This is a genomic window from Microcoleus sp. N9_A1, assembly GCF_036701795.1.
Classification (GTDB): Bacteria; Cyanobacteriota; Cyanobacteriia; order Cyanobacteriales; family Microcoleaceae; genus Microcoleus.
On sequence record NZ_JAUBRI010000015.1, the window covers coordinates 94,807 to 121,133 of the forward strand.

General features: G+C 45.7%; 26 protein-coding genes. 9 read left to right on the forward strand and 17 right to left on the reverse strand.

Annotated features, from left to right (window positions below):
- Nucleotides 1–175: 175 nt before the first annotated feature.
- Entirely contained in the window at nt 176–1,687 is a 1,512-nt protein-coding gene (locus tag QUA58_RS09825; RefSeq protein WP_333393855.1) for an FAD-dependent oxidoreductase, read from the reverse strand.
- A gap of 101 nt (nt 1,688–1,788) precedes the next feature.
- Between QUA58_RS09825 and QUA58_RS09830 the strand changes: the two genes are divergently transcribed.
- From QUA58_RS09830 to QUA58_RS09845, 4 genes are all read left to right on the forward strand, one after another.
- Nucleotides 1,789–2,634: an ABC transporter permease gene (locus QUA58_RS09830; RefSeq protein ID WP_333250816.1), complete on the forward strand. Its 846-nt coding sequence runs from the start codon at nt 1,789–1,791 to the stop codon at nt 2,632–2,634.
- A gap of 110 nt (nt 2,635–2,744) precedes the next feature.
- Nucleotides 2,745–3,596 (forward strand): ABC transporter permease, encoded by an 852-nt coding sequence (locus QUA58_RS09835; protein WP_333250818.1) that lies wholly within the window; start codon nt 2,745–2,747, stop codon nt 3,594–3,596.
- Nucleotides 3,597–3,647: 51 nt separating this feature from the next.
- Entirely contained in the window at nt 3,648–4,709 is a 1,062-nt protein-coding gene (locus QUA58_RS09840; protein ID WP_333250820.1) for a spermidine/putrescine ABC transporter substrate-binding protein, read from the forward strand.
- Between the two features lie 220 nt (nt 4,710–4,929).
- Nucleotides 4,930–6,018 carry an ABC transporter ATP-binding protein gene (locus QUA58_RS09845; RefSeq protein ID WP_333393857.1) on the forward strand — a complete coding sequence of 363 codons (1,089 nt, stop codon included), beginning with the start codon at nt 4,930–4,932 and terminating at the stop codon, nt 6,016–6,018.
- Between the two features lie 283 nt (nt 6,019–6,301).
- On the opposite strand, the gene QUA58_RS09850 is transcribed toward QUA58_RS09845, so the two are convergent.
- The gene (locus QUA58_RS09850) at nt 6,302–8,389 is read right to left on the reverse strand and encodes a thioredoxin domain-containing protein (protein ID WP_333393858.1); all 2,088 of its coding nucleotides are present in this window, start codon (nt 8,387–8,389) and stop codon (nt 6,302–6,304) included.
- Nucleotides 8,390–8,632: 243 nt separating this feature from the next.
- Here QUA58_RS09850 and QUA58_RS09855 point away from each other — a divergent pair, with 243 nt between their 5' ends.
- Entirely contained in the window at nt 8,633–10,207 is a 1,575-nt protein-coding gene (locus QUA58_RS09855) for an outer membrane protein assembly factor BamB family protein (protein ID WP_333250826.1), read from the forward strand.
- 189 nt (nt 10,208–10,396) lie between these two features.
- Entirely contained in the window at nt 10,397–10,894 is a 498-nt protein-coding gene (locus QUA58_RS09860; RefSeq protein WP_333250828.1) for a 2TM domain-containing protein, read from the forward strand.
- Nucleotides 10,895–11,022: 128 nt separating this feature from the next.
- Here QUA58_RS09860 and QUA58_RS09865 read toward each other — a convergent pair whose 3' ends face one another.
- The 9 genes from QUA58_RS09865 to QUA58_RS09905 form a co-directional block, all read right to left on the reverse strand.
- Nucleotides 11,023–12,042: a CHAD domain-containing protein gene (locus QUA58_RS09865; protein ID WP_333393860.1), complete on the reverse strand. Its 1,020-nt coding sequence runs from the start codon at nt 12,040–12,042 to the stop codon at nt 11,023–11,025.
- Between the two features lie 379 nt (nt 12,043–12,421).
- Nucleotides 12,422–12,760 (reverse strand): cytochrome c6 PetJ, encoded by a 339-nt coding sequence (gene petJ / locus QUA58_RS09870; protein ID WP_333250831.1) that lies wholly within the window; start codon nt 12,758–12,760, stop codon nt 12,422–12,424.
- Nucleotides 12,761–13,361: 601 nt separating this feature from the next.
- Complete coding sequence (gene psbV2 / locus QUA58_RS09875) at nt 13,362–13,862, reverse strand: photosystem II cytochrome PsbV2 (RefSeq protein ID WP_333393861.1); 501 nt, start codon at nt 13,860–13,862, stop codon at nt 13,362–13,364.
- A gap of 295 nt (nt 13,863–14,157) precedes the next feature.
- On the reverse strand, nt 14,158–14,646 hold the full coding sequence (psbV, locus tag QUA58_RS09880; protein WP_333250835.1) for a photosystem II cytochrome c-550: 489 nt from the start codon (nt 14,644–14,646) through the stop codon (nt 14,158–14,160).
- Nucleotides 14,647–14,791: 145 nt separating this feature from the next.
- The gene (locus tag QUA58_RS09885) at nt 14,792–14,983 is read right to left on the reverse strand and encodes a translation initiation factor IF-2 (RefSeq protein ID WP_333058460.1); all 192 of its coding nucleotides are present in this window, start codon (nt 14,981–14,983) and stop codon (nt 14,792–14,794) included.
- Between the two features lie 384 nt (nt 14,984–15,367).
- The gene (gene accD, locus QUA58_RS09890; RefSeq protein WP_333126800.1) at nt 15,368–16,318 is read right to left on the reverse strand and encodes an acetyl-CoA carboxylase, carboxyltransferase subunit beta; all 951 of its coding nucleotides are present in this window, start codon (nt 16,316–16,318) and stop codon (nt 15,368–15,370) included.
- 167 nt (nt 16,319–16,485) lie between these two features.
- Nucleotides 16,486–16,701: a hypothetical protein gene (locus QUA58_RS09895; RefSeq protein ID WP_333250837.1), complete on the reverse strand. Its 216-nt coding sequence runs from the start codon at nt 16,699–16,701 to the stop codon at nt 16,486–16,488.
- 61 nt (nt 16,702–16,762) lie between these two features.
- Nucleotides 16,763–17,593 carry a prepilin peptidase gene (locus QUA58_RS09900; protein WP_333393862.1) on the reverse strand — a complete coding sequence of 277 codons (831 nt, stop codon included), beginning with the start codon at nt 17,591–17,593 and terminating at the stop codon, nt 16,763–16,765.
- A 300-nt stretch (nt 17,594–17,893) separates the two neighbouring features.
- On the reverse strand, nt 17,894–18,154 hold the full coding sequence (locus QUA58_RS09905) for a hypothetical protein (protein ID WP_333250840.1): 261 nt from the start codon (nt 18,152–18,154) through the stop codon (nt 17,894–17,896).
- Between the two features lie 88 nt (nt 18,155–18,242).
- Between QUA58_RS09905 and QUA58_RS09910 the strand changes: the two genes are divergently transcribed.
- Nucleotides 18,243–19,817, forward strand: a complete 1,575-nt coding sequence (locus tag QUA58_RS09910; RefSeq protein WP_333393863.1) for an adenylate/guanylate cyclase domain-containing protein — start codon at nt 18,243–18,245, stop codon at nt 19,815–19,817.
- Between the two features lie 226 nt (nt 19,818–20,043).
- Here the strand turns inward: QUA58_RS09910 and QUA58_RS09915 are convergent, their stop codons facing one another.
- The 4 genes from QUA58_RS09915 to QUA58_RS09930 form a co-directional block, all read right to left on the reverse strand.
- Nucleotides 20,044–20,553, reverse strand: coding sequence for an N-acetyltransferase (locus QUA58_RS09915; RefSeq protein WP_333393864.1), 510 nt, complete (start codon nt 20,551–20,553; stop codon nt 20,044–20,046).
- A gap of 348 nt (nt 20,554–20,901) precedes the next feature.
- Nucleotides 20,902–21,990 carry a tetratricopeptide repeat protein gene (locus QUA58_RS09920; protein WP_333250845.1) on the reverse strand — a complete coding sequence of 363 codons (1,089 nt, stop codon included), beginning with the start codon at nt 21,988–21,990 and terminating at the stop codon, nt 20,902–20,904.
- An 81-nt stretch (nt 21,991–22,071) separates the two neighbouring features.
- Nucleotides 22,072–22,356 (reverse strand): hypothetical protein, encoded by a 285-nt coding sequence (locus QUA58_RS09925; RefSeq protein ID WP_333393866.1) that lies wholly within the window; start codon nt 22,354–22,356, stop codon nt 22,072–22,074.
- A gap of 105 nt (nt 22,357–22,461) precedes the next feature.
- Nucleotides 22,462–22,755 (reverse strand): hypothetical protein, encoded by a 294-nt coding sequence (locus QUA58_RS09930; protein ID WP_333250847.1) that lies wholly within the window; start codon nt 22,753–22,755, stop codon nt 22,462–22,464.
- 260 nt (nt 22,756–23,015) lie between these two features.
- On the opposite strand from QUA58_RS09930, the gene QUA58_RS09935 reads away from it, so the two are divergent.
- Nucleotides 23,016–23,948 (forward strand): LysR family transcriptional regulator, encoded by a 933-nt coding sequence (locus QUA58_RS09935; protein WP_333250849.1) that lies wholly within the window; start codon nt 23,016–23,018, stop codon nt 23,946–23,948.
- A 92-nt stretch (nt 23,949–24,040) separates the two neighbouring features.
- Here the strand turns inward: QUA58_RS09935 and QUA58_RS09940 are convergent, their stop codons facing one another.
- On the reverse strand, nt 24,041–24,271 hold the full coding sequence (locus QUA58_RS09940; protein ID WP_333393867.1) for a hypothetical protein: 231 nt from the start codon (nt 24,269–24,271) through the stop codon (nt 24,041–24,043).
- A 478-nt stretch (nt 24,272–24,749) separates the two neighbouring features.
- Here QUA58_RS09940 and QUA58_RS09945 point away from each other — a divergent pair, with 478 nt between their 5' ends.
- Entirely contained in the window at nt 24,750–25,514 is a 765-nt protein-coding gene (locus QUA58_RS09945) for a hypothetical protein (protein ID WP_333250853.1), read from the forward strand.
- Between the two features lie 535 nt (nt 25,515–26,049).
- Here the strand turns inward: QUA58_RS09945 and QUA58_RS09950 are convergent.
- The gene (locus QUA58_RS09950) at nt 26,050–26,259 is read right to left on the reverse strand and encodes a hypothetical protein (protein WP_333250855.1); all 210 of its coding nucleotides are present in this window, start codon (nt 26,257–26,259) and stop codon (nt 26,050–26,052) included.
- Between the last annotated feature and the right edge of the window lie 68 nt (nt 26,260–26,327).

Genomic DNA, 26,327 nt, shown 5'->3' on the forward strand with positions numbered 1-26,327 from the left:
ATTGGCTATGACTGATGAAGATTCGGGTTTGGGGCTTGTCTAAAATCGTATTCTTTTTTGAAGATAGTATCATCAGTAATTCGTCATTGGTTATTAGTCTATAGGTAGGTGTGCAATGCACACCTTACCACTTAAAACAAGAAATTCCCTCTTCCTTCTTCCTTCTTGCTTCTGCTTAGGGCAGCCAAAAATCGGGAATGAATGTTTTAGTCAAACTGCGAGTAAACTGATTAATCTTTCTCCCGATTTGAATGTGCGGTTCGTCAGCTTCCACGGGAATAATTGCCGCTTTGTTCCCAATTCTGAAACGCGAAATTACCAAATTTGCCGCTTCCAAACCAGTAACATAAGCTTTTTCCTGCGACCAAGAACCGTGGCGAGTCACAACCCAATCGCCGCTCATCAATACATTATCATAACTTGTTACCGCAGGCAACAAATATTGATAGCTGCCAGGGGCAAAATGCGTCACAGCCCGCGACAGCCGAATCGCGCTGCTGTCAATTACTTTGGCATCCCGAAAAGCCGGAATGCAAGTGGCTAAATCCCGCTGAACTAGAGAAACAATTTCCTCATCTTTGAGGGGGATTAATTGATTTGCGTGATAAAAATCAGCTTCGACAACTGTTCCCGGTTCGTCGCGGAATTCGTCGTGCAAAGCATTCAAATCAAAAAACGTCCATCCCGTAGTCGAACTAAACCCAAAACAGGCATTAGAAGGCAGCGGAATGTCAATTCTTTTGTCAAACCACAGGCGAACAGCTAACACGTCAACGGCACCCAAATTCATCACATCCCGAAACTCTTGGCGACTTTGCAAAGCTGGGCTGCTGCTGATAATTTTTTGCATTCCCGTGACGCCAACTGCAAAAATAACTGCATCTGCCTCGAAGGTTTCTTCGCCGCAAACAACGCCTGTTGCTCGGTTGTTGCTGTCAACTATTAAATCAGTAACTCGCTGCTTTGTCAATACTTTTGCACCGATTTTTTCCAGGCGCTCAACCCAGGGGCGAAAGATTTTTTCTCCGACAGTTCCGCGACACCAAACTACATCAAAATCTGGTTGGTGTGCTAATATGAAATAATAAAGCATTCCCAAAGCTGCGGCGGCAGAACATTGTTCTCCTGGTGCAAATAAACCTACTAATAACATCGGTTCAAAAGCATCGCGGTACAGTCTTGCAGAAACGCCAAACTGTTTGAATAGTTCGCGGGCTGTGACGCGATCGTACCTGCGCCAAGCTTCGTCGGAATTGTCGAAATCTAGGACGGCGTAGAGTAAGGGCAAGGCTGAAAGCCGATCGACTAATGGCAGCCTTTTAAATCGGGTATAAAGAAAGGTTCCTAACGGTGTGGGAAGGATCGGTTCGTCCTGAAAAATCGGCGATTCTACTTCCAATCCGGCCGGTGAATACTGACAAGAACGAGTCCAAGGCGTGAAGGGATCGAGTCCTAATTCCTTGACTAAGGAAAAGATGTTTTTGTAGGGATACCAGAAGCCATGAATGCCTGCTTCTACGGAACGCCCGCCGGCGGTTTTCCACCCTGCAACTAAGCCTCCCGGATAGGGGCCAGCTTCTAGGAGGGTGACATCATAGCCTTGCTGGGCTAGGTGATAGGTAGCGCCTAAACCGGCCCATCCCGCACCGACGATGACTATTTTGGGGGTTGACGATTCTCCTGACATTGCGTACCTCTTGATAATTTATTAATGATGACATAATTCATAAAATGCGGATTTGATATAAAATGTGTTGCATTATGTGCTAACTTTCGCTTGAGTGAATAATGAGTGTCAAAAACCGCCAGCAGACTAACCTGTTGCTACTATTATTTCCCGCTACGGCATGGCTGATGGTTTTCTTCATTTTGCCCGTGCTAATTGTACTTTTGTACAGTTTTTTAGAACGCGGTACATACGGTGGCGTTACTTGGATATTTACTCTCAGCAACTACCAGCGTTTGTTCAGTGGACTTTTCTTAGGAGTAATTGGGCGATCGCTCTGGCTGGCTTTTCTAACAACAGCCACTTGCTTGTTAGTTGGCTATCCCCTAGCATTCTTCATCGCCACCCGTTCTCCTCGCTGGCGAAATGCTTTGCTTTTGCTGGTAATTATTCCATTTTGGACTAATTTTTTAGTGAGAACCTACGCCTGGATCATACTGCTGCGTAGCGAAGGAGTAGTTAACACAGCCTTGCAAAGCCTGCAAATTATTAGCGAACCGTTAAACTTGCTTTTTACGCCTTTCGCTGTGGCGATCGGTCTTATTTACGGCTATTTACCTTTCATGGTTCTGCCTTTATATTCTAGCATAGAACGCTTCAATTTTGTATTAGTAGAAGCCGCTCACGATTTAGGGGCTAATGATATCCGCACTTTCTGGCGCGTATTTTTACCCTTAACAACTCGCGGTATTGTTGCAGGCTCTATTTTAGTTTTTGTTCCCGCCGTCGGCGCTTTCATCACACCGGATATATTGGGGGGTTCTAAAACAGTTATGGTGGGAAATTTGATTCAAAATCAGTTTATGAAAGCTCGCGACTGGCCTTTTGGCTCGGCGCTTTCTATGCTGTTGACGGTCATCATATTGATTCCGGTGTTAATTTACTTCCGCGTGTCTGACGAAACTTAAACAGGTATATTGAGATTTACAGTTGGGTGGGGGCGGGTTTATGAGATTATTGGCTTGAGGCGATGATTGTTGGTAAAACCCGCCCCTACAGGCTAACCTATTTTTGACTAATGACTAAACTCGATTTACTCGTGCGGGCGATCGGCAAAAAGTGGCTTTGGGTACAAGCTGTACTAGCATTTGCCTTTCTCTACTTGCCAATTCTCATCTTAATTATTTACTCCTTTAACGCCTCCAGATTCAATGCCGTTTGGCGCGGCTTTACCCTCGATTGGTACCGCAGTTTGTTTAGCAATGCAGGCGCGACGATTGCTACGAGTAGCAGTGCCGGAATCTGGACAGCACTCAACAACAGCTTGCTAATTGCAGCTATTTCGACTGTGCTAGCAAGCATTTTTGGTACAATGATCGCGCTAGCACTGGAACGCTTTCATTTTCCGGGGCGCAAAGCTGTAGAAGCTTTACTGTTTTTGCCCATTATTATGCCCGAAATTACGATCGGCATTTCGCTGCTAGTTTTCTTTACCCTAGTATTTCGGATCGTAGAAAATCTCACGGGAATTCGCCTCAATCTCGGCTTACCTACCGTAATTATCGGTCATGTTGTCTTTAATATTTCCTTTGTGACTATTACTGTCAGGGCGCGTTTGGCGGAACTCGATCCTCAATTAGAACAAGCAGCTTTTGACTTAGGTGCTAACGAATGGCGGACTTTTTGGCGCATCACTCTCCCTCTAATTTGGCCCGCTATTTTCAGCGCGGCACTGCTGGCTTTTACTCTGTCGCTGGACGATTTTGTCGTGACATTCTTTACCACCGGCGTCGGTTCCATGACGCTGCCGCTATTTGTTTACGGCATGATAAAATTTGCAGTGACGCCAGCAATTAATGCCATTTCAACTTTGATGTTGTTGGCTTCCTTGTTGCTGGTTGTATCATCGCTAAGAGTTCATAAAAGTTAAAAAAATAGCTTTTTGTGTCATAATTAATGTCGTCTGCAACTAACAAAACCTATGAAACGCCTGCTGACTTTCCTACTTTTGTTCGTGATGAGTGCAACGTTGGCTTTCGGCTGTAGCCCCACAGGTGGCAACCAGCAGCAAGTCCTCAGCATTTACAATTATGCAAGTTATATCGCCCCAGAAGCGATCGCCCAATTCGAGAAAGAGAACAATGTTAAAATTCAATACGACACTTTCGAGAACAGCGACGCACTCTATGCCAAACTCAAACAGGGTAACCCCGGTTACGACTTAATATTTCCCGCCGATTACATGGTGAAAATCATGATCGCAGAAAATATAATTGAGCCGCTGAATTTAAACAATATTCCCAACCAAAAGAACCTAGAACCTAAGTTTATCAATCAAGCTTTTGACCCGGGAAATAAATATTCCCTGCCCTACCAGTGGGGAACCATGGGAATTGGCTACAACGTGAAAACAACCCAGGGAGAAATTAACAGTTGGGCGGCGATGTTCGACCCGAAATATACCGGAAAAGTCGCGTGGCAAGACGATGCCAGATACACATTTGCAGGAGTTTTAATGTATTTAGGATTTGACCCAAATACAACCAATCCCGAAGAGATTAACAAAGCCCGCGATTTGCTGATTAAAAGTAAAAATATCATTGCAGCTTTTGTCCCCGATACCGGGCAAAATATGCTAGATCAAGGAGAAGTAAATTTGACAATGGAATGGAGCGGTGATATTTTCCAAGTGATGACAGAAAATCCTAATCTCCGTTACGCTATTCCCAAAGAAGGAACAATCATTTTTTCTGACAACATGACCATTCCCAAAGGTGCGCCCCAGAAAGAGTTAGCGGAGAAATTTATTAACTTTATTTTGCAGCCCGAAGTAGGCGCCCAAATTTCCAATTTTACCCACTTCGGATCGCCCAACAAAGCAGCAATTGATCAAGGTTTGATCGACCCGAAAGATTTGAATAATCCTCAAATTTACCCGCCGGCTGAGGTTTTTGGCAAAATGAAATTATTGGAGGATGTCGGGAAAGCGACTGCATTGTACGATCGAGCTTGGACGGAAGTTAAAGCAGGGGCTGGAAAGTAGATATAAAACAGGTTTCTGCCGGGGCTGCTTCACTTAAATTTTTAGTGTGCATTGGAGTTGCACCATCGTTAAGAACGGGCAAGATGCCCGTTCCACAAGAAAATTAAGTTTTGTGGAACGGGCATCTTGCCCGTTCCTAAACAAGTAATTGAGAAGGGTGCAAGATATCAGTTTAACCGGACTCGAACTCAGATTTTTATCACTCATACATACTAACACAATGCACGCTGTCGAAGTTTTAGACGTTTCCAAAGTATTTAAAAGTGTCCGCAGTCAAGATTTCTTAGCTGTAGATAACATCAACCTGCAAATTTACGATCGAGAATTCTTTTCTTTACTCGGCCCTTCCGGCTGCGGCAAAACTACAACTTTGCGAATGATCGCGGGTTTTGAAATTCCCACAGCGGGCGAAATTTACATTCACGGCCAACCGATGCAAAATCGCCCACCGTTTCACCGCCCAGTAAATACGGTATTTCAAAATTATGCTTTATTTCCGCACATGACAGTAGCACAAAATACCGCTTTTGGGTTGGAAATGGAGAATTTACCTCAGACAACAATTCGCGATCGCGTTGCTGAAGCCTTAGCATTAGTACAGTTAACCGAGGTAGGAAAACGCTATCCCCGCCAACTCTCAGGGGGACAGCAGCAGCGAGTAGCACTAGCAAGAGCATTAGTCAAACAGCCGTCTGTTTTGCTGTTGGATGAACCCCTAGGAGCGCTGGATTTAAAATTGCGTAAAGAGATGCAATTAGAATTAAAAAAAATGCAGCGAAAATTGGGAATTACGTTTATTTATGTGACTCACGATCAGGAAGAAGCGCTAACAATGTCGGACAGAATTGCAGTGATGGATGGAGGAAAACTGCAACAAGTCGGCACGCCTGTTGATATTTATGAATATCCTAAAACGCGGTTTGTTGCTGATTTTATTGGCGACAGCAATTTTTTAAGTGGTCTAGTAGTAGAAAAGCAAAACGGTAAAATAATCGTGTTGGTTGACCAGCAGTTAGCCGTGTTAGTTGCAACAGCCGAAGATATCCCCGCTGGGAAAGTTGTTACCCTGGTGTTGCGGCCAGAAAAAGCTGCTATTTATCCGGCTAATTATGACGCTGAAAATAGCTGGCCCGCAATCATAGAAGAGGCTATTTATATTGGCACTGACACGCGCTATACGGTGCGGTTGACTGATAAAAGTTCGATCGCCCTTCGCCGACAAAATTTGCACAGAGATGACTTGCAGCGATACCAAGTCGGCGACAGCGTTCGAGTTTCCGTGCCGCCGGAAAGTATTTGCATTTTTTGACACTCAAGCGGGCTGAAGCCACTGAGATTCTGCGGACAGAGTAAGATTAGGTAGTGTCCAAAGTCTAACTATCGCTACCGTGGTCAATCGCCGTCTAAGCAGTAAAGCTAAGTCCAAGCGACGTGACAATGGAAGACTTAGTGGAGATTTTGGAAGATTGAGGAGCGGATTGAAGATGTAATTCCTTCCCGCTAGAAGATAATCTACTTCTTCCTTCTGCTTCCTCCTTCTTCCTTCGCGTCCTTGGTGTCTTCGCGGTTCAATAATATAGACAGTATTGGTGCTAAACTCGCGTTTGACTTTGCAAAATTTCTTCCAACAGCCGCTCTTGACTTTTCGCAGGTTCCTTGCAAGTCAAACACTCGCAAACTAACCCGATAACACCTTCAGGCAAATCCGCCTCAATCTGACAGACAGCAGTCGGATAATACTGCGAAATCAAGCCAGAAATTTGATCGGGAGTCGTGCGAATCAGGGTAGAGTGCTGATACCAGTCGATCGCCGAAAGTAGACTAGGACAAGCTTGCGGAGCATCTTGTACAATACTGCTGAAAGCTTGCAAACCTTGCTCCGCGCGATCGAGATATTCCAAATTCTGCCCCAGCAGTGCGAGACGAACCAAAGAGGCGATCGCAATTCCATTCGCCGCCGGAGTTGCATTGTCTATATAGCTGCGTTCCCGCACCAACAAATCTCCGCTAGCATCCTTAGCAGTATTGTAATATCCTCCCAATTCCACGCTCCACAAAAACTCATCAAACTCTTCTTGCACCTGCACAGCTTTCTCCAACCAAAACTGAGAATTCGGCAACTGTTTTGCCTCTTCCCCGTTGCCTAAAGTCAAACTCGCTTGGTGCAAATCCAACAAAGCTTTCACAAACAAAGCATAATCTTCCGACTGCGCGGTTACAGCAGATTGTCCGTCATAATTCAACCGCTGAAACCGCCCATCCGTCCACTGATTATCTAAAATAAAATTAGCAGTTGTCACAGCTAATTCCAGATATTCCAAATTTCCAAAAACCGCTGCAGCGCGGGCCAAACCAGAAATCATTAAGCTATTCCAAGCAGCAATCATTTTCGTGTCAGTAACTGCGGGAATTCTACCCGGCCAACTTTCGTTTTTAGCTTCTTGATTGTTCCGGGCTGGCGGAAAGGTTTTTACAGTATCGGGATTGCCACCGTAGCGAACTTTAAAGAGTTTAGCCAAAGCCGATTCTACCGTGTCGCTCAGTTGTCCTGGATGGCGGCGCTGCAATACATTCTTGCCTTCAAAATTGCCGCTGCGATTAACAGTAAACTGTGCTTTAATTTCCGCCAATTCCTCAGCAGTTAATAGTTGTTCCAGTTCGGCATAAGTCCAGACATAAAATGCTCCTTCTTCCGGTTCAAGTTCTTCAGAAGTGTTAAAGCTGTCAGCATCCTGTGCAGCATAAAAATAGCCTGTTGGCGCAATCATTTCTCGCTTCAACCATTCTACTGTCCCCGCGATCGCAGTTTCAAAAGCCGGTTCCTGTATTCCCGCGCTCCACAAATTTGCTAAATACTCAACAATTTGACCGTTGTCGTAGAGCATTTTTTCAAAGTGCGGCACAGTCCAAGTTGCATCAACGGTGTAGCGGTGAAATCCGCCTCCTACGTGGTCGTAAATGCCGCCCAATGCTAAGTCTAATCCGCGCTGAGTGCAGACTTGTTTGCTGTCGTATTTTGATTCAAAATTAAATCGCGTTCCCCGCAGTGCTAGCTCCGCATAAGGTATCATCGGAAAACTGGGGCCGGGGTTGCTGCCTGCAATAATTCCGGTGTTGAGTTCTAAGCCTTTTTGGAAGATTTCGCGATTTAATTCTGCGGTGACTCCTGACAGCGCTGCCGACTGTTGGAGGTTGCCTAAAATCTCTGCTTTGAAGGCTTCTACTTTGCCTTTTTCTGTGTCGTAAAAGCGGCGAATTGCTTGCAAAACTTCTAAAAATCCCGGCCGTCCGTAGCGGGGTTCTACGGGGAAATAAGTGCCTCCGTAGAAGGGAACTCGCTCGTCTGGAGTCAGAAAAACGTTGAGGGGCCAACCGCCTTGACCGGTCATCATTTGCAAGGTTTGCATATAAATGCTGTCGATATCCGGGCGTTCTTCACGATCGACTTTTATCGGTAGGAAGTGCGAATTCATGTATTGGGCGATCGCGCGATCGGAAAATGCTTCTCCTTCCATCACCGTACACCAGTGGCAGCTAGAGTAGCCAATTGACAGGAAAATCGGTTTATTTTCGCTTCTGGCCGTTTCTAGGGCTTCGTCGCACCAGGGCCACCAGTCGATCGGATTTTCGGCGTGTTTCCGCAGGTAAAGGCTTTGGGATTGAGCAAGACGGTTGACCATAATCAAATATACTTTTACTCGTGCTGGGTAAGCTTTTAACAGTTGACAGTTGACAGTTGACTTCGGAGTGCGAATTTTTTAGGCAGGGGATTTAAGCCCCAGCCTAAAAACAATCCACCTAAAGGTGGGGGCTTAAATCCCCTGTGCTTCGGTCAGTCCTCTAGCAGTTTAGCGCGAGATGTTTTAGTTGAGTTGTTGCTGATAATTATGTTTTAATATTAAGGCTGATTATCTCGATCTAAAATGAGCTTATCATCTCGGAGAACCTTCAATCAACAGCTAGGACAATTTTTGCTGAGCGCTGCTGTTCCTCCTGCTGTTATCAAACTGAGCCAAACTGCATCCTCGGAGCAAGCTTTATTAGAAACTAATCTTGACAATTTCCTGGCTAAAGCAGACCCAGAAATAGAATTATTAGTCCCGACATTTTTAGGTAACGACAAGCGTCGTTTCTACGGCAGAGGTGTTCCGAAAAGCTTGAATTTAATCGACAAATTTCCACTCGGCAGCGGCCGGACTTTTCTGGGAAGGCGGTCTGTAGTTTGGAGCGGTGCCGGTTGGACAGGACAGCCGACAATTACCAGAGACGGGGGAAAAACTTATTTAATTATAGGGGCTTATGACCACAATTTGCGAAAAATAGATATTGCTACCAATAAAGAAGTTTGGCGCTATAAATTTGATGATATAATCAAAGGATCATCAACGATTTATATCGATGAAAAAGCGAGCACTGAAAATAGAATTGTGATTTTGCAAGGCAGCCGCAGTGGCGGGGGTGGCAAAAGTGTCGTGCCGAGTTTTAGGGCAATATCTTTTAGAACTGGCAAGGAACTTTGGAAATTGGACATCAGGAAAACGCCCAGCTACAGCCGGGATAATGACAGCAGCGCTTTGGACATCGGCGGTGGAGTTTTGTTCAATGCGGGGGAAAATGCGATCGGCTATTTTCTCGATAGTTCCACAAGCAATGTAAAAATCAAACAAGGCATCAAGCAGCCAAATATCTTGTCGGAAGTACAGCTTTATGCAGCAGCAGATATCAGCAAACACGGCGGCAACTTGGTAGCGGAGTCATCGCCATCGAGGCTCAAAGATAGAATATTTATAGCTGCTGGTTCCGGTCATATTTACGGTATTAGCATTGAAACTAAAAAGATAGTTTGGGATTTCTATACTGGTTCAGATTTGGATGGAAGTGCTGTAATTTCCAAATCAGGAAAACTGTTTTGTGCCATTGAAAAACAATACATTCAGGGCAACGGCGGCGTGCTGAAGCTGAATCCCAACAAAGAACCGAATGCCAGCGTCGAATGGTTTTTGCCGACGGGGAATCGCCGCCTTTCTAGCTGGGAAGGCGGGATAATCGGCTCTGTGGCGTTGAATGATGAGTACAATCCAGGGGAGTTTCCGGCGGTGTTTGCCACAAATGCGATCGACGGCAATTTATACATCGGTTCCCAAGATATGATTACAGGTGAAAAAACTTCTGTGCCTTGGCGAAACCAGTCTTACGATACTCCGGTAATAGTATTTAAAAAAGCGATTGGTTCTTCAATTTCGACTCCGATTTTTACCGATGGCAATAAACTGATCAGTGCGGGATACAACGGTGTTTATTTGTTCAATTTGAATTGGGAACGAGCGAAGTCGGGGGATAAGAATGCTTTGAAAAATGCTAAAGGGGAGTTTTACCGTTTGAAAGTAATAGAATCGGGGAGATTTAAGCCGGGTTTGTCATTTGAGGCGACGCCTGTAGTTTGGGACGGAATTGTGAGGATTTGCGCCAGGGATGGCTGGATGTATACTTTGGGTTAGTTATTGGTATTTTGTACCTCTATCGGGAACAGGCAAGATGCCTGTTCCACAATAAGTAAACTCTGTTGTGGAACAGGCATCTTGCCTGTTCTTAAAAGGGTGTTGAAATCCGCCACCTATTCCTACCTGCGGTTTAACTGCGGTTATATGTATGATAGAAATAATTTCGGAAATTATCGGAAACTCGTTATGGCAACTCATGAAACTCAAATAAGTCAAGTTTACGGTTCAGAGGATGCTCAAGGTATTTTACAGCTTGCGATCGCACGCCGACAAGATGAAGGGGAATTATCCAGAGTGCAGCTTTTCGAGATTGCAGCGGAATTGGGCATTTCCGAACAGGATATTGTGGCGGCGGAACAACAATGGTTAGCAACTAGAGGAGAATTTCAAGAAAAGCTGGTTTTTAACACTTACCGTCGTCGCAAATTGCAGAAAAATGTGACAAAGTATGGGATAATCAATACTTTTTTAGTTTTATTTAATCTAGCAGCAGCGCACGAGCTTTCTTGGTCGCTTTTCATTTTACTAACGTGGGGCTTGGGATTGTCGCTGAATGCTTGGAATGTGTATCAAACTGAAGGGGAAGAGTACGAAAAAGCGTTTGGGCGGTGGCGGTTGAAGAAACAAGTCGGAGAGTCTATTGGTACTGCGACGAATAAGTTTATGAAGTGGTTGCAGTCGTGATTTTCTATTAATAAAAAAGCGATCGCCCTTTCTTTTACTTAATACTCAAAAGCGGTCGTCATTTTCCTTACCAAGGCGCGATCGCACTTTAAATCCCCGACTTCTTTTATAAATCGGGGATCTGCGTGTTATAATTTCTGCAACGCTTCCACTTTAGCAGCATCTTCAACAGCAGGATGAATTAATACCGATCGCAAACCTTGACGAATTTCCGACTTCAAATACCTGCGCTGCAAAATCTGCCATTTTTGCCAAGCCCCGTAGCGATTTTCGGCCAACAAACCAGCCAACTTCGGCAACTCTTTTTTCAAATCGCGATCGACAAAATCTGTCAGAAACTCCCCTAAAACTTCACTGTCTTGAATATCGCCCAAACATTCCTGAATAGCTTTCACATCTTCGACATAAACTTCGTAACTCTCGCCGTAAAAATCGCCAAACAGATTCATCAAATAGCGAACCCGCTTAGCTTGCTTCCGCAAATCGTGCAGAATAGTTCCTTCCGCTGCTAGCTTCTCTTCGACAGCCTCAGCATTTAAATCATCAACAACTTTAACTTGGCCATCTTCATATTCCGTGCCCAGCAGCCAAGCCGGATGCAGGAAAAACTCGCTGACTTGAGGTAACAGTAAATCTGGCAAAACCTCAGCAATTGGCAAATGTTCGATCGCCTGAAACTTCGGTTTTTCCAACCAATCCTCGATCGACTGCTTCAGCGATGCGTAGCTTTTGTGTTCTAAAATCGCCCTCACCCCTTTCAAAGCCCGGTGGCGCTGTTTGAGCAAATTCAACAAAGCCTTATCCAAAACTTCCTGTTCGTCAGTCGGCAAATTCGGGTAATAGCGGTTTTGGAGACTTTCGAGCATCACATCCAAATCCCTGAGAGTTCCCAGAATCCGCCCCACCTTACCAATTTTACGTTCAGAAGCCTCTTTTGGCCAATCTAAAACCGGAGCAAAACCAGTCACAGCCGATCGCAAACGTCTCAATCCCACGCGCATTTGATGAAGTTCTTCCGCGTCTTGGTCTTTGAGAACTTCAGCCTCGTGCTCTACACTTTTGCGGAAATATTTCTCAATCGCCCCAGATGCAGCGTCTCCGAGAGTGTTAACTTGAGTTTTAACTTTTGCTGATGTTTTTACGTTCATGGCAGATGTAGACTCCACTTTCCTGATTGATTTTAATTTTGATTTCAAGGCTTTGCTAATAAGGGGTTATATCCTAGCACATACTTTTAATTTAGGAAGCGCCGCCACAATAAATCTTAATATAAAGTGCTTGACAATTTCTACAAAATCAGCATTTAGCAATCTAAAATCTAAAATCTAAAATCTAAAATCTAAAATAAAATTACCCTCCCTCACCCTTGAGCTAATAAAAATCGCATTTCTGGCGCGCTTTCCCCAATAGGTTAAGAGCGCTGCAAACCGATATTTATTCGCCAAAGGGTGAGAGAGGGTGCGATCGGGAAGACAAGTTTTAAATTAAATCAAACCCGCCCAGCTTGTCCCACTTCAAAGAGGCAGTTTAGCCTTTCCAGTCTTTCGCAGATTGTTCAAGCACGTAGGTTGCTACATCCTCGATTTGTTCGGGCTTCAAGCGACCGGCGAAAGCAGGCATAGCACTTTTGCCCTTAGTTATCTGAGTGGTAATAGCTTCGATGGAATTCATGCCGTACTTTTCAAGAGCTTCCTTTTTCAAGGTTTTCATGCCCATAACCACGTTGCCGCCACCGATGTGACAAGCAGCACAGTTGGCGCTAAAGATTTTAGCTCCGTTAGCAGCATCTCCTGCCAAAGCAGGGCGGCCAAAGCCGACGGTAAAAATTGCGAACGCTAACAGGGCGATCGATAAGAGTCTTTTCAACGCAGTTCTCCTCTAATGGACACGCAAATGGTGATTCTTTAGATATTTTACCTGGTGAAATACCTAGCACTGACCTTTTCTACAGTGTAGGCTTCGTGTCTCGTTTGCCGTTGCTCTGTTGGGTATCTCATTACAGAGATTCGTCACTGAAGACGATCCGAGTCTTACACAGCATTTCTGGGCTTTTACACCCTTTATCCCTTCGTAGGGAACCCACGCAGAAGCCCTGTTTCCCAAGGCAAAAACTATTTTCGTACAACAAACTTGGATTGTATTTTATGGTGGGACGTGCCTTACCAACCAGCGGTCTGTTCTTTCCCCCTTTCTCTCGCAGTTGTCCAAGGCCAAGCATATTACTGCTACTGTAGCCTGTTGTTTGCAGTCGAGTGGGTGGGTCGCAACCACTTATATCTTACACGTTTTTTTGCTAGAGAAACAGTAAATTGTCGCTCTTTTTCATAGACCTTGCTTGGCTTATATCCCGACGCCCAATTGAGTACAATTACAGCGTGGGACTTACGCCAAATTAGTTAAAACAGGCGCGATCGCGCAGTCGTATCGCCTTCTTCCGAGTAATTTACCACTTTTTGGCAGTAGCAGTTCAACTCTCAAAATTCTCCACGCCCCAGCCCGGAGCTTTCTGAGCAGCCCGGATCACAAAAGCCGCTAAACTTTCAATCTCAGCCTGTGGCATCCAGCTTTCCGGCACTTGGCGGCACCAAAAAGTCTCCTCAGTACCGTCATAAGTCATCGGTTCTCTCAGATACGCCACCAGACTATTGATGTTGTTGCGGGGAGGCGTTGCCCCTTTGAGGTCAGCCAAAGACAGAGATATCGTCGGATCGGGCAAATTAGCTCCTCCGACGTGACAATTCAGGCAATTTTGCTGGAACAATACCTTGCCCGCAGACAAATCCTGAGCCGAAAACAAGCGAGTATGTCCCTCAGAGTCCAACTCCAGAGCCACAGGTTCGCTGGCTTGTAAATACCTATTCACGTAAGAATCGGCAGCAGCCAAAACAGGTTGAGGAGCCAACAGCACGAGCGGCAAAATAATTAACATCCCCAACAGAAAGCAGACAAAAGCACCACGACGCAGCATGAGGGACTACAACCTTTTGCGATAATCAATGAGCCGGAGTTCAGTTGACAGTTGACAGTTGACAGTTGACAGTTGACAGTTGAGTGCGACCTCTACCTAGAAGGAAGAGGATTGAAGTAATGAATCGTCTTCTTTTAATTTCTCCCGATCAGGGTTCCGGCTTTAAACCAATTTTTTCTGGTAAATTTTAGATTTCAGATTTTAGAGCGAAAAACGACCAGCCAGCAATTCTTGCCGAACTTCAGCCCTCTCCCCATCCAAAATCCAAAATCTAAAATCTAAAATCTAAAATCGATTAACGAGCGCCTTTGCCACCAGCCCACTGCCTGGAGACAATTTTGGGCTGCAACAGAATGTGACCGGCAATCGCGTACAAATCGTCATCCGAGAGATTTCTCATCTCAGCGAAAATATCCGCACTCTTCATGCTCGGATGCAGTTCCGAAATTTCCTCAAACCCGTCATAAGTGGTGGGATTTTTCATAAAGTCCACCAGCGACTCAATATTATTCCGGGGCGGGTTGGCCAAAGCCAGAGTTTCCGGGCTCAAATTCACGTTCGGGTCAGTTTTTGTCATGCCTGCAGCGTGACATTGAGCGCAAGCCGAATTGAACAGGCGTTTGCCTTGCTGAACTTGTTTGAGGCTCAGCACCACCGGAGCACCCTTGTCATTCAAAGTCACAGTGCGAAGTTCAGGACTCAGTTCGACAGCCATCGCACTGCTGACAAATAACTGAAAGCTCAAGAATACAGCGGTCAGAGCAATGAAATATCTTTTAAGCATGGTTCTCCTTAAAAAAATCCGGCAAATTATTGAACGCTAAGAGATCGTACCTGGCAAACAGATGTGTGTTCAAAATTCCCTGATTCTGCAACAACTGGCGAAAGTTTGTGCAGCCCTACCTTTAAAGGTAGAGGAATTTTGCGATCTAATCTGCAAGAAGTTTTGAGTCGCGCCTTTTTTCGAGAGTGGACATAATTGCCTTAACATCCTCCAAAGCCAAACGGGTTTGAGGGTGCTTGTAGGCAATTTCTAACTCATCGCACAAGCGGATCACTTCTTCAACAGGGACGTTGAAGTCCTCTGCTATTTCTGCGATGGACAGGTCTGCAAAACCCATAATTTTTAGGTCGCTGACAGGTCAAAATTGAGTTGACGGCTATTAACTGAAAGCCGGACAATTTTAGAAAGCGCTGTTAGCTTGTTCTGTTAGTTTGTTCTGAGATATTGTTTGATCTATCGCAAGCCAACTAACCGCTAACTGCTACTAGGCATTTTTGCCCAGCCAAACTCCAGGGCCAATCAACTTCCGATCAATATCATCCCACTGCTGCGTCGTTATTACCAATAGGACTTGGGCGGGCGGGGTTCAAAACCCGGTGTCTGCGTGAACGTCTCGTTACCAAACTCAATATTGTTGGTAGAAGCCGGGTTTTTGGCAATTCCTCAGAAATTTCTCTCTGTGCCCCGCACTCACCAACAGGCAATCCTCTGGCGCAACAGCTTAGGGAGAAAGTTTGAAAGCGTGAGTCTGCGGGGGCAAAGCGTGGTTATCGCTGGCTTCGAGGGCGGGGAATTCCGAGCCGGCCAAGAAAGGCTGGGGCTGGTGGAGGCTGATGAGCTGACCAAGAGTTTTCTTTAATTGAGTCCGGGGTACGATCAAGTCTACAAAACCGTGGGCGAAGGAGTATTCGGAAGTTTGATAATTTTCCGGCAGCTTTTCGCGCAGAGTTTGCTCGATTACCCGGCCGCCCGTAAAGGCTACAGTAGCTTTTGGCTCTGCAATTATAATGTCTCCCAGCATGGCAAAACTGGCGGTGACACCGCCGGTGGTCGGGTGGGTCAAAATCGGGATGTAAAGCAGTCTCGCTTCCCGGTGGCGTTCCAGAGCCCCGGAAATTTTAGCCATTTGCATCAAGCTGAGCATTCCTTCTTGCATTCTTGCACCACCGGAAGCGCAGACAATGATCACTGACAAGCGTTCCCGCGTGGCCTGTTCGATGAGGCGAGTCAGCTTTTCTCCGACTACTGAGCCCATGCTGCCGCCGATGAACTGAAATTCCATGACTCCGAGGGCGACTGGCAAATTTTCTAGTTTGCCGATGCCTGTTTCTACGGCGTCTAGGTGGCCTGTTTTTTCTTGAAATTCTCGAAGTCGATCGCTATATTTTTTGCGATCGCGAAATTTCAGAGGATCGGTGGCGTGCAGTCCTTCGTTAATGGGTACCCAGGTATTGGGATCGATCAACTGCTCGATGCGATCGTCACTGTAAACTCTGATATGATGCCCGCATTCCAAGCAAACCATTTGATTTGCTCGCAGGTCTTTGGTATAACTCAGGGCATCGCAAGCTTCGCATTTATTCCAAAGTCCGTCCGCAATTTCTCGTTCCGGCCGTTCTTGGGAGTTCGGTACTGATTTTCGTCGATTTGCAAACCAATCAAATAAAGACATTAAAACTTGGTAATTGTTAACTGTTGACTGTTGACTGTTGACTGTGGGCTGTTGACTGTTGACTGTTGACTGTTGACTGTTGTTATTTGTGAGTTGTTAGCTGCTACCAATAACTAATAACTAATCACTAATAACCAATAACAACTGACAATAAACAACAGACTTGACTACTGACTCTTGTCCTCTTCAATGGGACTGATGAGGATCAATGCTGTTCGCTGGTGTTCTGGAAGAACTTGCAGGGCTGTAGCACTTCCAGCACCCAAATAAGATGCTATGCCCAAGTCTACAATCCGGGCTGGGATTTCATGAGCTGCTAGGAGCTGCTGCATTAATTCCGCTTCCCAACGAAAGCTAGTGGTTTTAAGTGTAATCCAAGACACGGAACAATTTTACCAATTTTTGAGACAATGTTATGTTTGATCGCGCCTGACTACCTGCAGATCAGAAACTAAAATTCGGGAAAAACAACTGCAAGTAAGTAGATAAGATCGCTTCGCCCCACAGAGCAGTAATTGCTGTACCGAGAGCCAGAAACGGGCCGAAAGGCATGGGTTGACGCCGATCGAGCAAGCCGAGAGCGATCGCCCCGCCACCGGCAAAAGCTCCGGCTAAACAGGCGATGAATCCCGCTAGCAGCAAGTATTTCCAGCCCAGCCAAGCTCCCATCAAGGCGGCCAATTTGGTATCTCCGGCGCCCATAGCATTCTGCCCCAGTCCGATGGTCCCGGCAAGTCCGATTGCATCAAACAGCCACAACCCGACAACTGCTCCCAGGATGCCGTCGAGTACCAGATAGTTTACCGAGTCGATCGAACTAAATGTCGGCCACCAACCTTTGCCCATCTGGAAAACCAATCCGAGCACCAAACCCGATCGAGTTAAAGAATTAGGCAAAGTCATTGTATCGCAATCAATCAAAGACAAAGCCAACAGCCAGCTAAACAAAGCCCAAAAACCAAGAGTTTGCACTGTTACGCCAAACCGCCAGAAGATGAGCAAAAACAGCAAACCCGTAGCTGCTTCCACCAACGGATAGCGGGCAGAAATGCGACTGTGGCAGTGATTGCAGCGTCCGCGCAGCCACAGCCAACCGAAAACGGGTATATTTTCGTAATTTCTGAGTTGATTTAAACACTTGGGACAGCGAGAAGGAGGATGGATCACCGACAAACCCGCAGGCAAGCGATAGACTACCACATTTAGAAAGCTGCCAATAGCAGATCCGAGAATAAAGATGATCGCGCTGACAAGGGAATTAAATATAATTTCCATTAAGTTATCTGTTGACTGTTGAATTCTCTGATTTGTTAGCTGTGAGTTGTTAGATTGTGTGCAGTCTATTACCAATGAGGTGTTATCGTTCGGAATCCAAGTCCTAGTCATGAAAGATGCGGACTAAAGTCCTCACTACGAACCTTTTTTGGGAATCATGCGATGTAGTTTCGCTTTTGAATTGTTACCAATTATTAATCACAAATTATCAATTATCAATCACCAATTATCAATCACCAATTCCCAATTCCCAATTCCCAATTCCCAATTCCCAACTGTCAACTGTCAACTGTCAACTGCCTAATACATTTGAGATTCAATTTCGTCAAAAGTAACAAAACGTTCACCGGGCAATAAAATCGGCTGCGAAGCAAAAATTATCTGGCCTCGATCGCTTCCTTGACTGACAACTACACCCGCCGGACGCTGCATCTGATCGGAATGCACTTTCAGATACATACCATAGGCAGAGCGAGCAGCTCTGATCAAATCGGGAGCTAGCAAGCTGTGACTTTCGGAAGTTTCTATAGTGGGTTCTGGGTTTGGCTGATATGGAGTCACTGGAAACTTATCATAATGGTATAGGTCGAGTTACTGGTGTGGCCTCTCGATCGATCGAACAAACCTTATTTTTTAAGAATAAACTTAGGTGGAAATTAATAGATTAACCTACAATCCTCCCTTGGCTGCGATCGAACTGCGGCTGCGATCGCTCCTTTCGGCTCAACTTTACGCTGCTGCGTGGGTAGATCCGTCCCCCGCAACGCTAATGGGGGTTTTCGATCACCTGCGAACTCTGCGCTACATCCTCCACGACTACGTGCCCAGGCCCGTGTCCGAATCTCCGCCCAACCCGGGCGAAGTGCGCTACCAATGGCAAACAGGCACCTTGCTGTTCACGGATTTGGCAGGGTTTACCTCGCTGTTGGAAGCGAATGCGACCCAGGGGCGCAAGGGAGCTGAAAGCCTGCTGGGCGTGATTAACGACTATTTTGCCTCGATGATTGAAATTGTCAGCAAATCGGGCGGGGATTTGCTGGAGTTTACCGGAGATGCCATGCTGGTGCAGTTTCTCTCAGGGGTTTACCAAGAGGATACAGCGAGGGCGGTGCGGGCGGGTTTGCGGATGCAGCGGGCGATGGCTGAATTTGCCAATATTGAAACGGCGCGGGGAGTTTTGTCTTTGAGGATGCGGGTGGGCATCCACTGCGGCCGCTACATTAGTGCTGACATCGGTACGCCGCTGCGGATGGCTCACGTACTACTGGGGCATTCAGTCCAGCAAGCTAAGCAAGCTGAGGGTTCTGGGACAGTGGGCAGAGTCTGTTTGACTGAAACTGCTAGAGAGTCTTTGGGAGAGCAATTTCGTTTTGAACCCGGGGAACCGGGTTATTTTTTGGTGGCGGACGATTTCACGGACGATCGACTCGGAGAGTATGATATCACTTTGACTGGGCGGCGGATGCCGAGTTCGGTCTTGCTCGATCGTAGCGTTGCGGGCTTGGTAAAAGAAATCGGGGAAGCTGTGAATCGGCTTGAACCCCTTGCTAGTTATATTCCCAAAACTATCCTGAGACTGCTGGTGGAAAATGCAGACAGGCGCAAAATCCCGCCGGATTTTCCCGAACCGACGGTGATGTTTGTCAACTTGATTGGTTTACCGGAGTCTGTGGACAAAGCTTCGCCGGAGGAAGAAGTCCATCTGGTAGTGGGTTTTTCTCGGGTGTTTGCGTCGATCGATGCTGTAGTGTCAGCTAAAGGGGGCGTGTTGCAAAAAGTAACGGCGCACTTAGACGGTTCGGATATGCTGATTTATTTTGGCGTGCCCGACGCTCACACTGATGACGCCAGCCGCGCAGCTAGTGCGGCGATTGCGATCCGAGATCTGATTGCAGCTTTGCCTGCGGTAATTATCGGCGGTCAAGAGGTGGAAGTAAGCTGTCAAATTGGACTGTCCCTGGGGCCAGTGTTTGCTGCTGAGGTTGGGGAACCGCGAGGGCGCAGGGAGTTTAATATCCTCGGCGATACGGTGAATACGGCGGCTCGGTTGATGAGCAAGGCGGGGGAAAACCAAATTTTGATTGCTGAAATGGTGTTTGAGTCGATCGGGCTAAACTTCATTTGCGAGGCTTTGGGAGCTGTTGCTCTGAAGGGGAAATCTGCTCAAACTCCGATTTTTGCTTTGCAAGGTGCAAAAGGGGAGAAGGGAAAAGGGGGCATTTAAATAACTTTGCTGGGTAATAGTTGTACAGGTTTTATGGTTCACAAAGGCAAGTACAGGACAACCGCTTTCCACTGTGACTACTAAATGTTATTTTTATAATTTTTTACGATACTTCTTCGTCATATCAGTTCCGGTTGCATCGGAATGATTTAACCGCAGAGAACGCAGAGAACGCAGAGGGAGCTCAGAGAGAGAGGAATAATTCCGATGAAGGGCGGAATTAATATCACTCGCAGATCCTAAATTCCGATCGATACTTCACCATTCCGCTGCAATCCTGCAAAGCTCCACTTTCTAACTCGAACACCATAAAAGCCTCATCGGGCACATCATATTCGCATCCCAAATTCTTTCTACTAGCAGGAATGAACCCAAAACGCGAATAGAAATCTGGATGACCAAGCACAACCACTGCCTGAAATCCCGATCGCCTGCACTCTTTTAAACCCTGCTGGATCAGCAGTGTTCCTATACCTTGGCGCTGATAGTCGGGAAGAACTGCGACTGGTGCCAACCCCAGAATCGACAAATTTTTAGAACATTTCCCTTCAACGACAACCGGACTGAAGAAAATGTGTCCGACAATGCGATCGGATTGCACGGCCACGAATGAAAATGTAGATCCAGTTCCCCGCAATCGATCGACTAGATTTGCCTCATTTTCTCGCCCGAATGCCGCAATATTGACGTTGCGAACGGCTTCTAAATCTTCTGGATTTTCGGTACGGATCTCCATAGCTGAGATTAATGGTTGTGCTGTCGCTCTGGCAGACGAATTACTACAGAAACTGTTTCTATCTTGCGATCGCGATATTAATCAATATATAGCCCCCCTGAAGCCTTTTTCCTCTTTTTGAGCTATATATTTTTAACCAATTATACAACGACTTGCAGATGAATGCCAAATCGTCGCCAAAGTCCATCGCTTCCAATAGACAAGATTGCATTCAACCGCTTTCACTTGCTTCAATAATCTGCGCTTATCTGTGTTTATCTGCCTTACATCTGCGATTTCTCGATCGATCAAAGACTTATGCAATGCAAGTCTAATCTTCCCCCGATACGCCGAACCGCTTAACTGTCATTATTGCGGTACAAGCTGACCGGAAGACAATCGCTTAATGCCCTCCATCGCTGTAGTTTCTCCGGCTTTGTCACCGCCCTCACGAGCAATTTTTAAAGCTCCCTCATAGGATTCTAAAGCTTGAGGATATTGACCGAGACTTTCATGAATTGCGCCCATATTGTTGAGCAAGCGTCCAATACTTGTCTGGTCGCCGATTGCTTCTAACATCGGTATTGCTTGCTGAAAATAGATCAGCGCTTGAGTATCTTTGCCGAGTTTGCGAGAGGTAAGTGCCATGTTGTTGAGGAGACGGCCGACGCCAGCCCGGTCTCCGATTTCCCGGCGAATTGCTAAAGCTTGGTGGTAAAATTCCATCGCTCTATTAAAGTCGCCGATGTTGTAGTAGACGCCGCCCATGTTATTGAGGGTACGGCCTAAATCGCGCCGATCGCCCGATGCCGTGCGAATCGTCCGCGCTTGCTGGTAAAATTCGATCGCCTTGGCGTAATTGACCTGTTCTGCGTACACGGCCGCGATGTTGTGGAGGGATTCTCCAATTTCAATTTGGTCGTCCGTAGTTTTGGCAAGTTCCAAAGCTTCTTGGTGCAGTTTCATCGCTTCGGAAAAATTGTCCCCAATCCGGTTAACGAAACCGATGAGATTGAGAGTGCGCGCGATACGACGCCCTCCGCTGATTTCTCGGTGAATGACTAAAGCTTGCTGCAGAACTTCCAAAGCTTTGGGCCTCAAACCCATTTCGCCATAAACTTCCCCCATATTATTGAGGGTTTCTCCGATTCCCGCTTGGTCGCCAAGTTGCTTGCGGATTGCCAAAACTTGCTCAAAAGTCTCGATTGCTTCTCGAAACAAACCCTCCCGGTGCTGTTTTACTCCTGTTTCAAAGAGTTCGTATGCTTGCGTTTTGGGGTCATTTGCCTGGGCGAGTGAAGCGAAGCTATCCCGTAGGGAATCGCTCGCTTGGGTGCGCCTCGCATTGATAATTGGGGCATAAGCCCCAGCGTCTGAAATTGCCAGCAAGCTGAGTGCGGGCGATAAGACAATACTTATAGCTGCGAGATAGCTGAAGTGGTAAGAGCGGCTGTGCACCGATCGAGTCCTCCAATAGCTAAGTGATAACTATTAAGATAGAGCTTTTTGGGGTGTTCCTGCCAAATTTTTTCTCAATCCCTAGGTTCTGACTGGGTTTTTGTCTTGCCAGACTGCCATAATCAGCGGCATATTGTTGAGAGCGGATATGACAGCAAAGTTTTTGCTGGGTGGAAGCGATGCTTTTTCAGAACTTTGCAAGATGATGTCCTGTTGGTCAAGCGTGATCCAAGCAATTCCTGACAAAACTTGAATTTCTCGATGAGTTTGAGGCAATCTGTATACCTCGTTTTCCATCAGAATAATGCGATCCTCTTCGAGGGCTCCGCTAACGGGCGCTGCACATTCGGAAGATATTTGAAGCATAGCATCTCCTACTTGCTAATGGGTAATTGCTAAGGGGTAATTGCTAATGGGTAATTACTAATCGAAGACTGTATTTCACTTCATTTCCACGCAACCCACACACTACTATTGGCAATAACGCCGATCGAGCCAAGCGCGCATTTCATCCTCAGTTGCCACACAGGTAGAACGACCTGTAGCTCGATCGCAACCGTGCCACCAAGTGTTACCATAGCGATCGCACGTCTGCCAAATTCTCAGTTCGTCCTCACCAGAAATGAGGTAGAGCAAAAACTGCCCAATTTTATTTATAGCTGAAAAGAGAGATAGCCCTTTCTGTTTTTCGGAGAGTTTAGCTCGATCGGCAATCGAAAAAAACCTCATCATTCGGGGATTTATCTGACTTTTATAAGTAGACATAGCCAACACCTTAAAGTAATAACTCCCACAAAAAATGCACCAATAAAAATACAAAAAATAGCTTTAACTGCAATACTTTTATCGCAATTACAGCACAATATTGTTGTCGTGCAAGTCCTGTAAAAGTCTATCTGTTACCTGATAAACTAACCTTAACTCTGTGGCAATTGAAAATCAAAGCATTGCTTGCATAGGTTGTATGAATAAAATCGATATATCGAAGCCCTTGTGACAATTTGGGTACTACTGGCACAAACGCTATGAACGAAATCAATACGCGGCGGATGAAACTCTCTCAGATTCAAGCTTTGATAGCTGTAGCAGACTGTGAAAACTTTAGCGAGGCGGCTTTGCAATTGGAACTGTCCCAATCCGCCGTCAGCCACGCCATCGCCTCTTTAGAAACAGAATTGGGAGTGCAATTGTTCCACCGGGGGCGACACGGTGCTCAACTGACGCCAGTGGGGGAAAGGGTGGTGAGTCACGGGCGTCAAATAGCCTGCACCTTAGAAATGATGGTCAAAGAAGCGGATTTAGAAAAAGGTTTGCAGGGAGGCCAGGTACGGATAGTTACTTTTCGGAGTGTCGCAACTCATATCCTACCGGGTATTATTGCTAAATTTCGCAGTTGCTTTCCCAAAATTACGGTTAGCATTACCGAAGTTTATTATACCCGAGCTGTGGAAGAGGCTTTGCGATCGGGCAAAGCAGACATCGGCTTTGTCTCTCTTCCCATCTCCGATGAATTTGAAACTAGAGAAATTTTGCGGGATAAATATGTTGTGTTGTTGCCGCCAACTGCCAAATTGTCAAGTGCTAAGATTACCTGGAAAGAATTAGCGGCTTATCCGTTGATTTTGCAGCCGGCCGAAAATTCTTGTTCTGTACCGCTGCGAAAATATTTGACAACTTCGGGGTTTCCCTTAAATATCGCTTACGAACTCAGCGAAGACTCAACGATTGTCAGTATGGTGATGCAAGGTTTGGGTACAGCAATTCTTCCCCGTTTGGCTGCGGAACCGATACCTACTTCGGTGAAAGTTTGCAGTTTGCCTGCGGATTTTGAAAGGGTAATTGGGGTGGCTGTTTTGAGGGATGGGTTGTTGATTCCGGCCGTGTTTGCGTTCTTGGATTTAGTTAAAAGTTCCGCAGAGGTTGATAGTGATGGCGATTTTCCAATTAATCCTTCTTAACTGGTTAATTGGTTATTGGTTATTGTTATTTGTTCTTTAACTGGTTCCCAGGCAGAACCCATTGGTGACAACTTCCTAATTTGTCACCAATGTCAAGTGGGATAGGCAGACAGATATAACTGCTGTCTGATCCTGGATTTATGCTCATATTTGACAATCCTCAAATCCTGGTTCTCCCTGGCAGGAAAATAGGCGATATGCTCGGACGCTTTGCCACAAGAATAGGCCTGGTTAAAGTGATAGAATCCGCGAAAAAACATTTCTAAAGAAATCTGCTCAGTAGAGAGTTCTAATTCATCAGCAACCGCATCAGCCACATCCATTAATACCACTTCAGTTGAGGCGAGCTGGTAAATTCCGATCGAGAATATGATCGGGATTGATTGTACGTCGTTTTCCCATGTTGCTCTTCTTTCACACCTTACAGACCAGATTACCTTACACCATCGAGCTGCAGGCAAGCCTGAAGTTGTCACCAATGGGCAGAGCCAGGGAACGAGTAAAAATTGCTGACTTGAGCTTGATGACTTGCTTTTGGACTCAGCTATTTAGGTAGCTGGGTAATTTCCTTTGTCCAAAGTCCAATCTAATCCGATTTTTTATGATATAATATAAGCTAGATTTCCATGAAATCTCCTGCTTAAGGGGAGCTAGTCTGGGATCTTCTCTCTCAACAAGGTGAGGGAGCATCTACTCTTTTGCAAATTGTTTCTTGCGGTGCATATCTGAATTTTGCTGTTTTAAACTACAAGGTGTCTTGTAAAAATGCATCATCCTATTAAGGCAACGGATCTTAGAACCTTGGTAAACGAAACGGTTTTGCCAAGGTATTCAATTTGCACCTTATTAACTGATAAAGATCTATATCAGGAAATGTTAGAGTCCTTTGCCAAAGCTGGTTTTGCTCCCGATATTACTGAGTATTTGTATATCGATAATAGCATCACAAATGCAGCCGATGCCTATTCTGGGATTAACGAGTTTCTGAGGATGGCAAAAGGTAGGTATATCATCATTTGCCATCAGGATATTGTATTGGTCAATCACAACCTTGCCCAATTGGAAAATTGTATTGCTGAATTGAATAAACTTGATCCGAAGTGGGCACTGTTAGGAAATGCAGGGGGAAAATCCCTCGGATCTCTCTCGCTAAGGCTTACAGACCCCCATGGCGATCATAACACTGAGGGATTTCCCGTGAAGGTTCAATCATTGGATGAGAACTTTATCCTAGTACGCAAAGATGCTAATTTGGGGGCATCTAGGGACATGGATGGATTTCATTTATATGGGTTTGATTTATGTTTTATGGCTGCCATGCGTGGATATTCTGCATATGTTGTGGATTTCCATATTCATCACTTGTCACCAGGAAAAATAAGTCAAGATTTTATCAAATGTAGAAGTCGCATTATTGGGAAATATCAACAGTTGTTTTCGGGAAGGTTTTTCCGAACAACCTGCACATCGTTCTATCTTTCGGGTAATGCCATGCTCAATAGTATTTTCAATCATCCACGTATCATCAAAAGGCTTGAGGATGTCTACCAGAGGTTTGGATGGTGATAAGTTTCTCCTGTTCACTACAGCGCTGAAGCATTTGGAGTTTGGACAAAACCTAAAATCACTCTATAGGTAGTGGCTAAATCCTCATCTTTGATGGAGAAAGGTCTACCTATAACATTTGTCCAAACTCGAATAAAGTATGGTTCAGCTCGGTTTTGAGTGGGATTCAGACTTGATCAGCAACACCTTGCCAGAGGATCTAAGGATCGAAAACTTAATAACTTAAGCACCTCCTACAGTCTTCTCTTCTGTAAGTTGCGATATCAGAGGAGGCAGAGCCTCCGGATCTGCATTACCAGGCGGAGCCTGGTAACGAGCAATCGCTTAAGTTATTAAATTTTCATTCCTAAGGAGATTTATAACAAAGAAATTTTAACTGGTTCCCAGGAAGAGCCTGAGAACCCATGTCTAGAGCCTCTGCCTCGCGAGAGGAAAATTGGAGGCAGAGCCTTCGGATCTGCGTTACCAGGCTCTTCCTGAGAACAAGTAAGTAAATCGCTCAAAAAGTCACTTTTAAAGCATTAAGTGCGATCGCTTATTTATTGTTAATGCGCTCAGCCACAAGGCTAGAACTATCGCCTTGATGGAATTTGACTCGACCATCTACCGAGTTTTTATCCTTTAATTTGAGCCAACCGCTACCAGATGCAGGATCGTTCTCGTCATTACCGTCCCATGTAAACTCAAACCGCTGATCCTTTCCATCTTTTACGACTTCGCCGTCAATTTGACCTGATATAGTCATTTCAAATAAGTATGAGACACTCTTTCTGCACAATAAGCACGAATAACTTCATCAAGAGATGTGCCAGG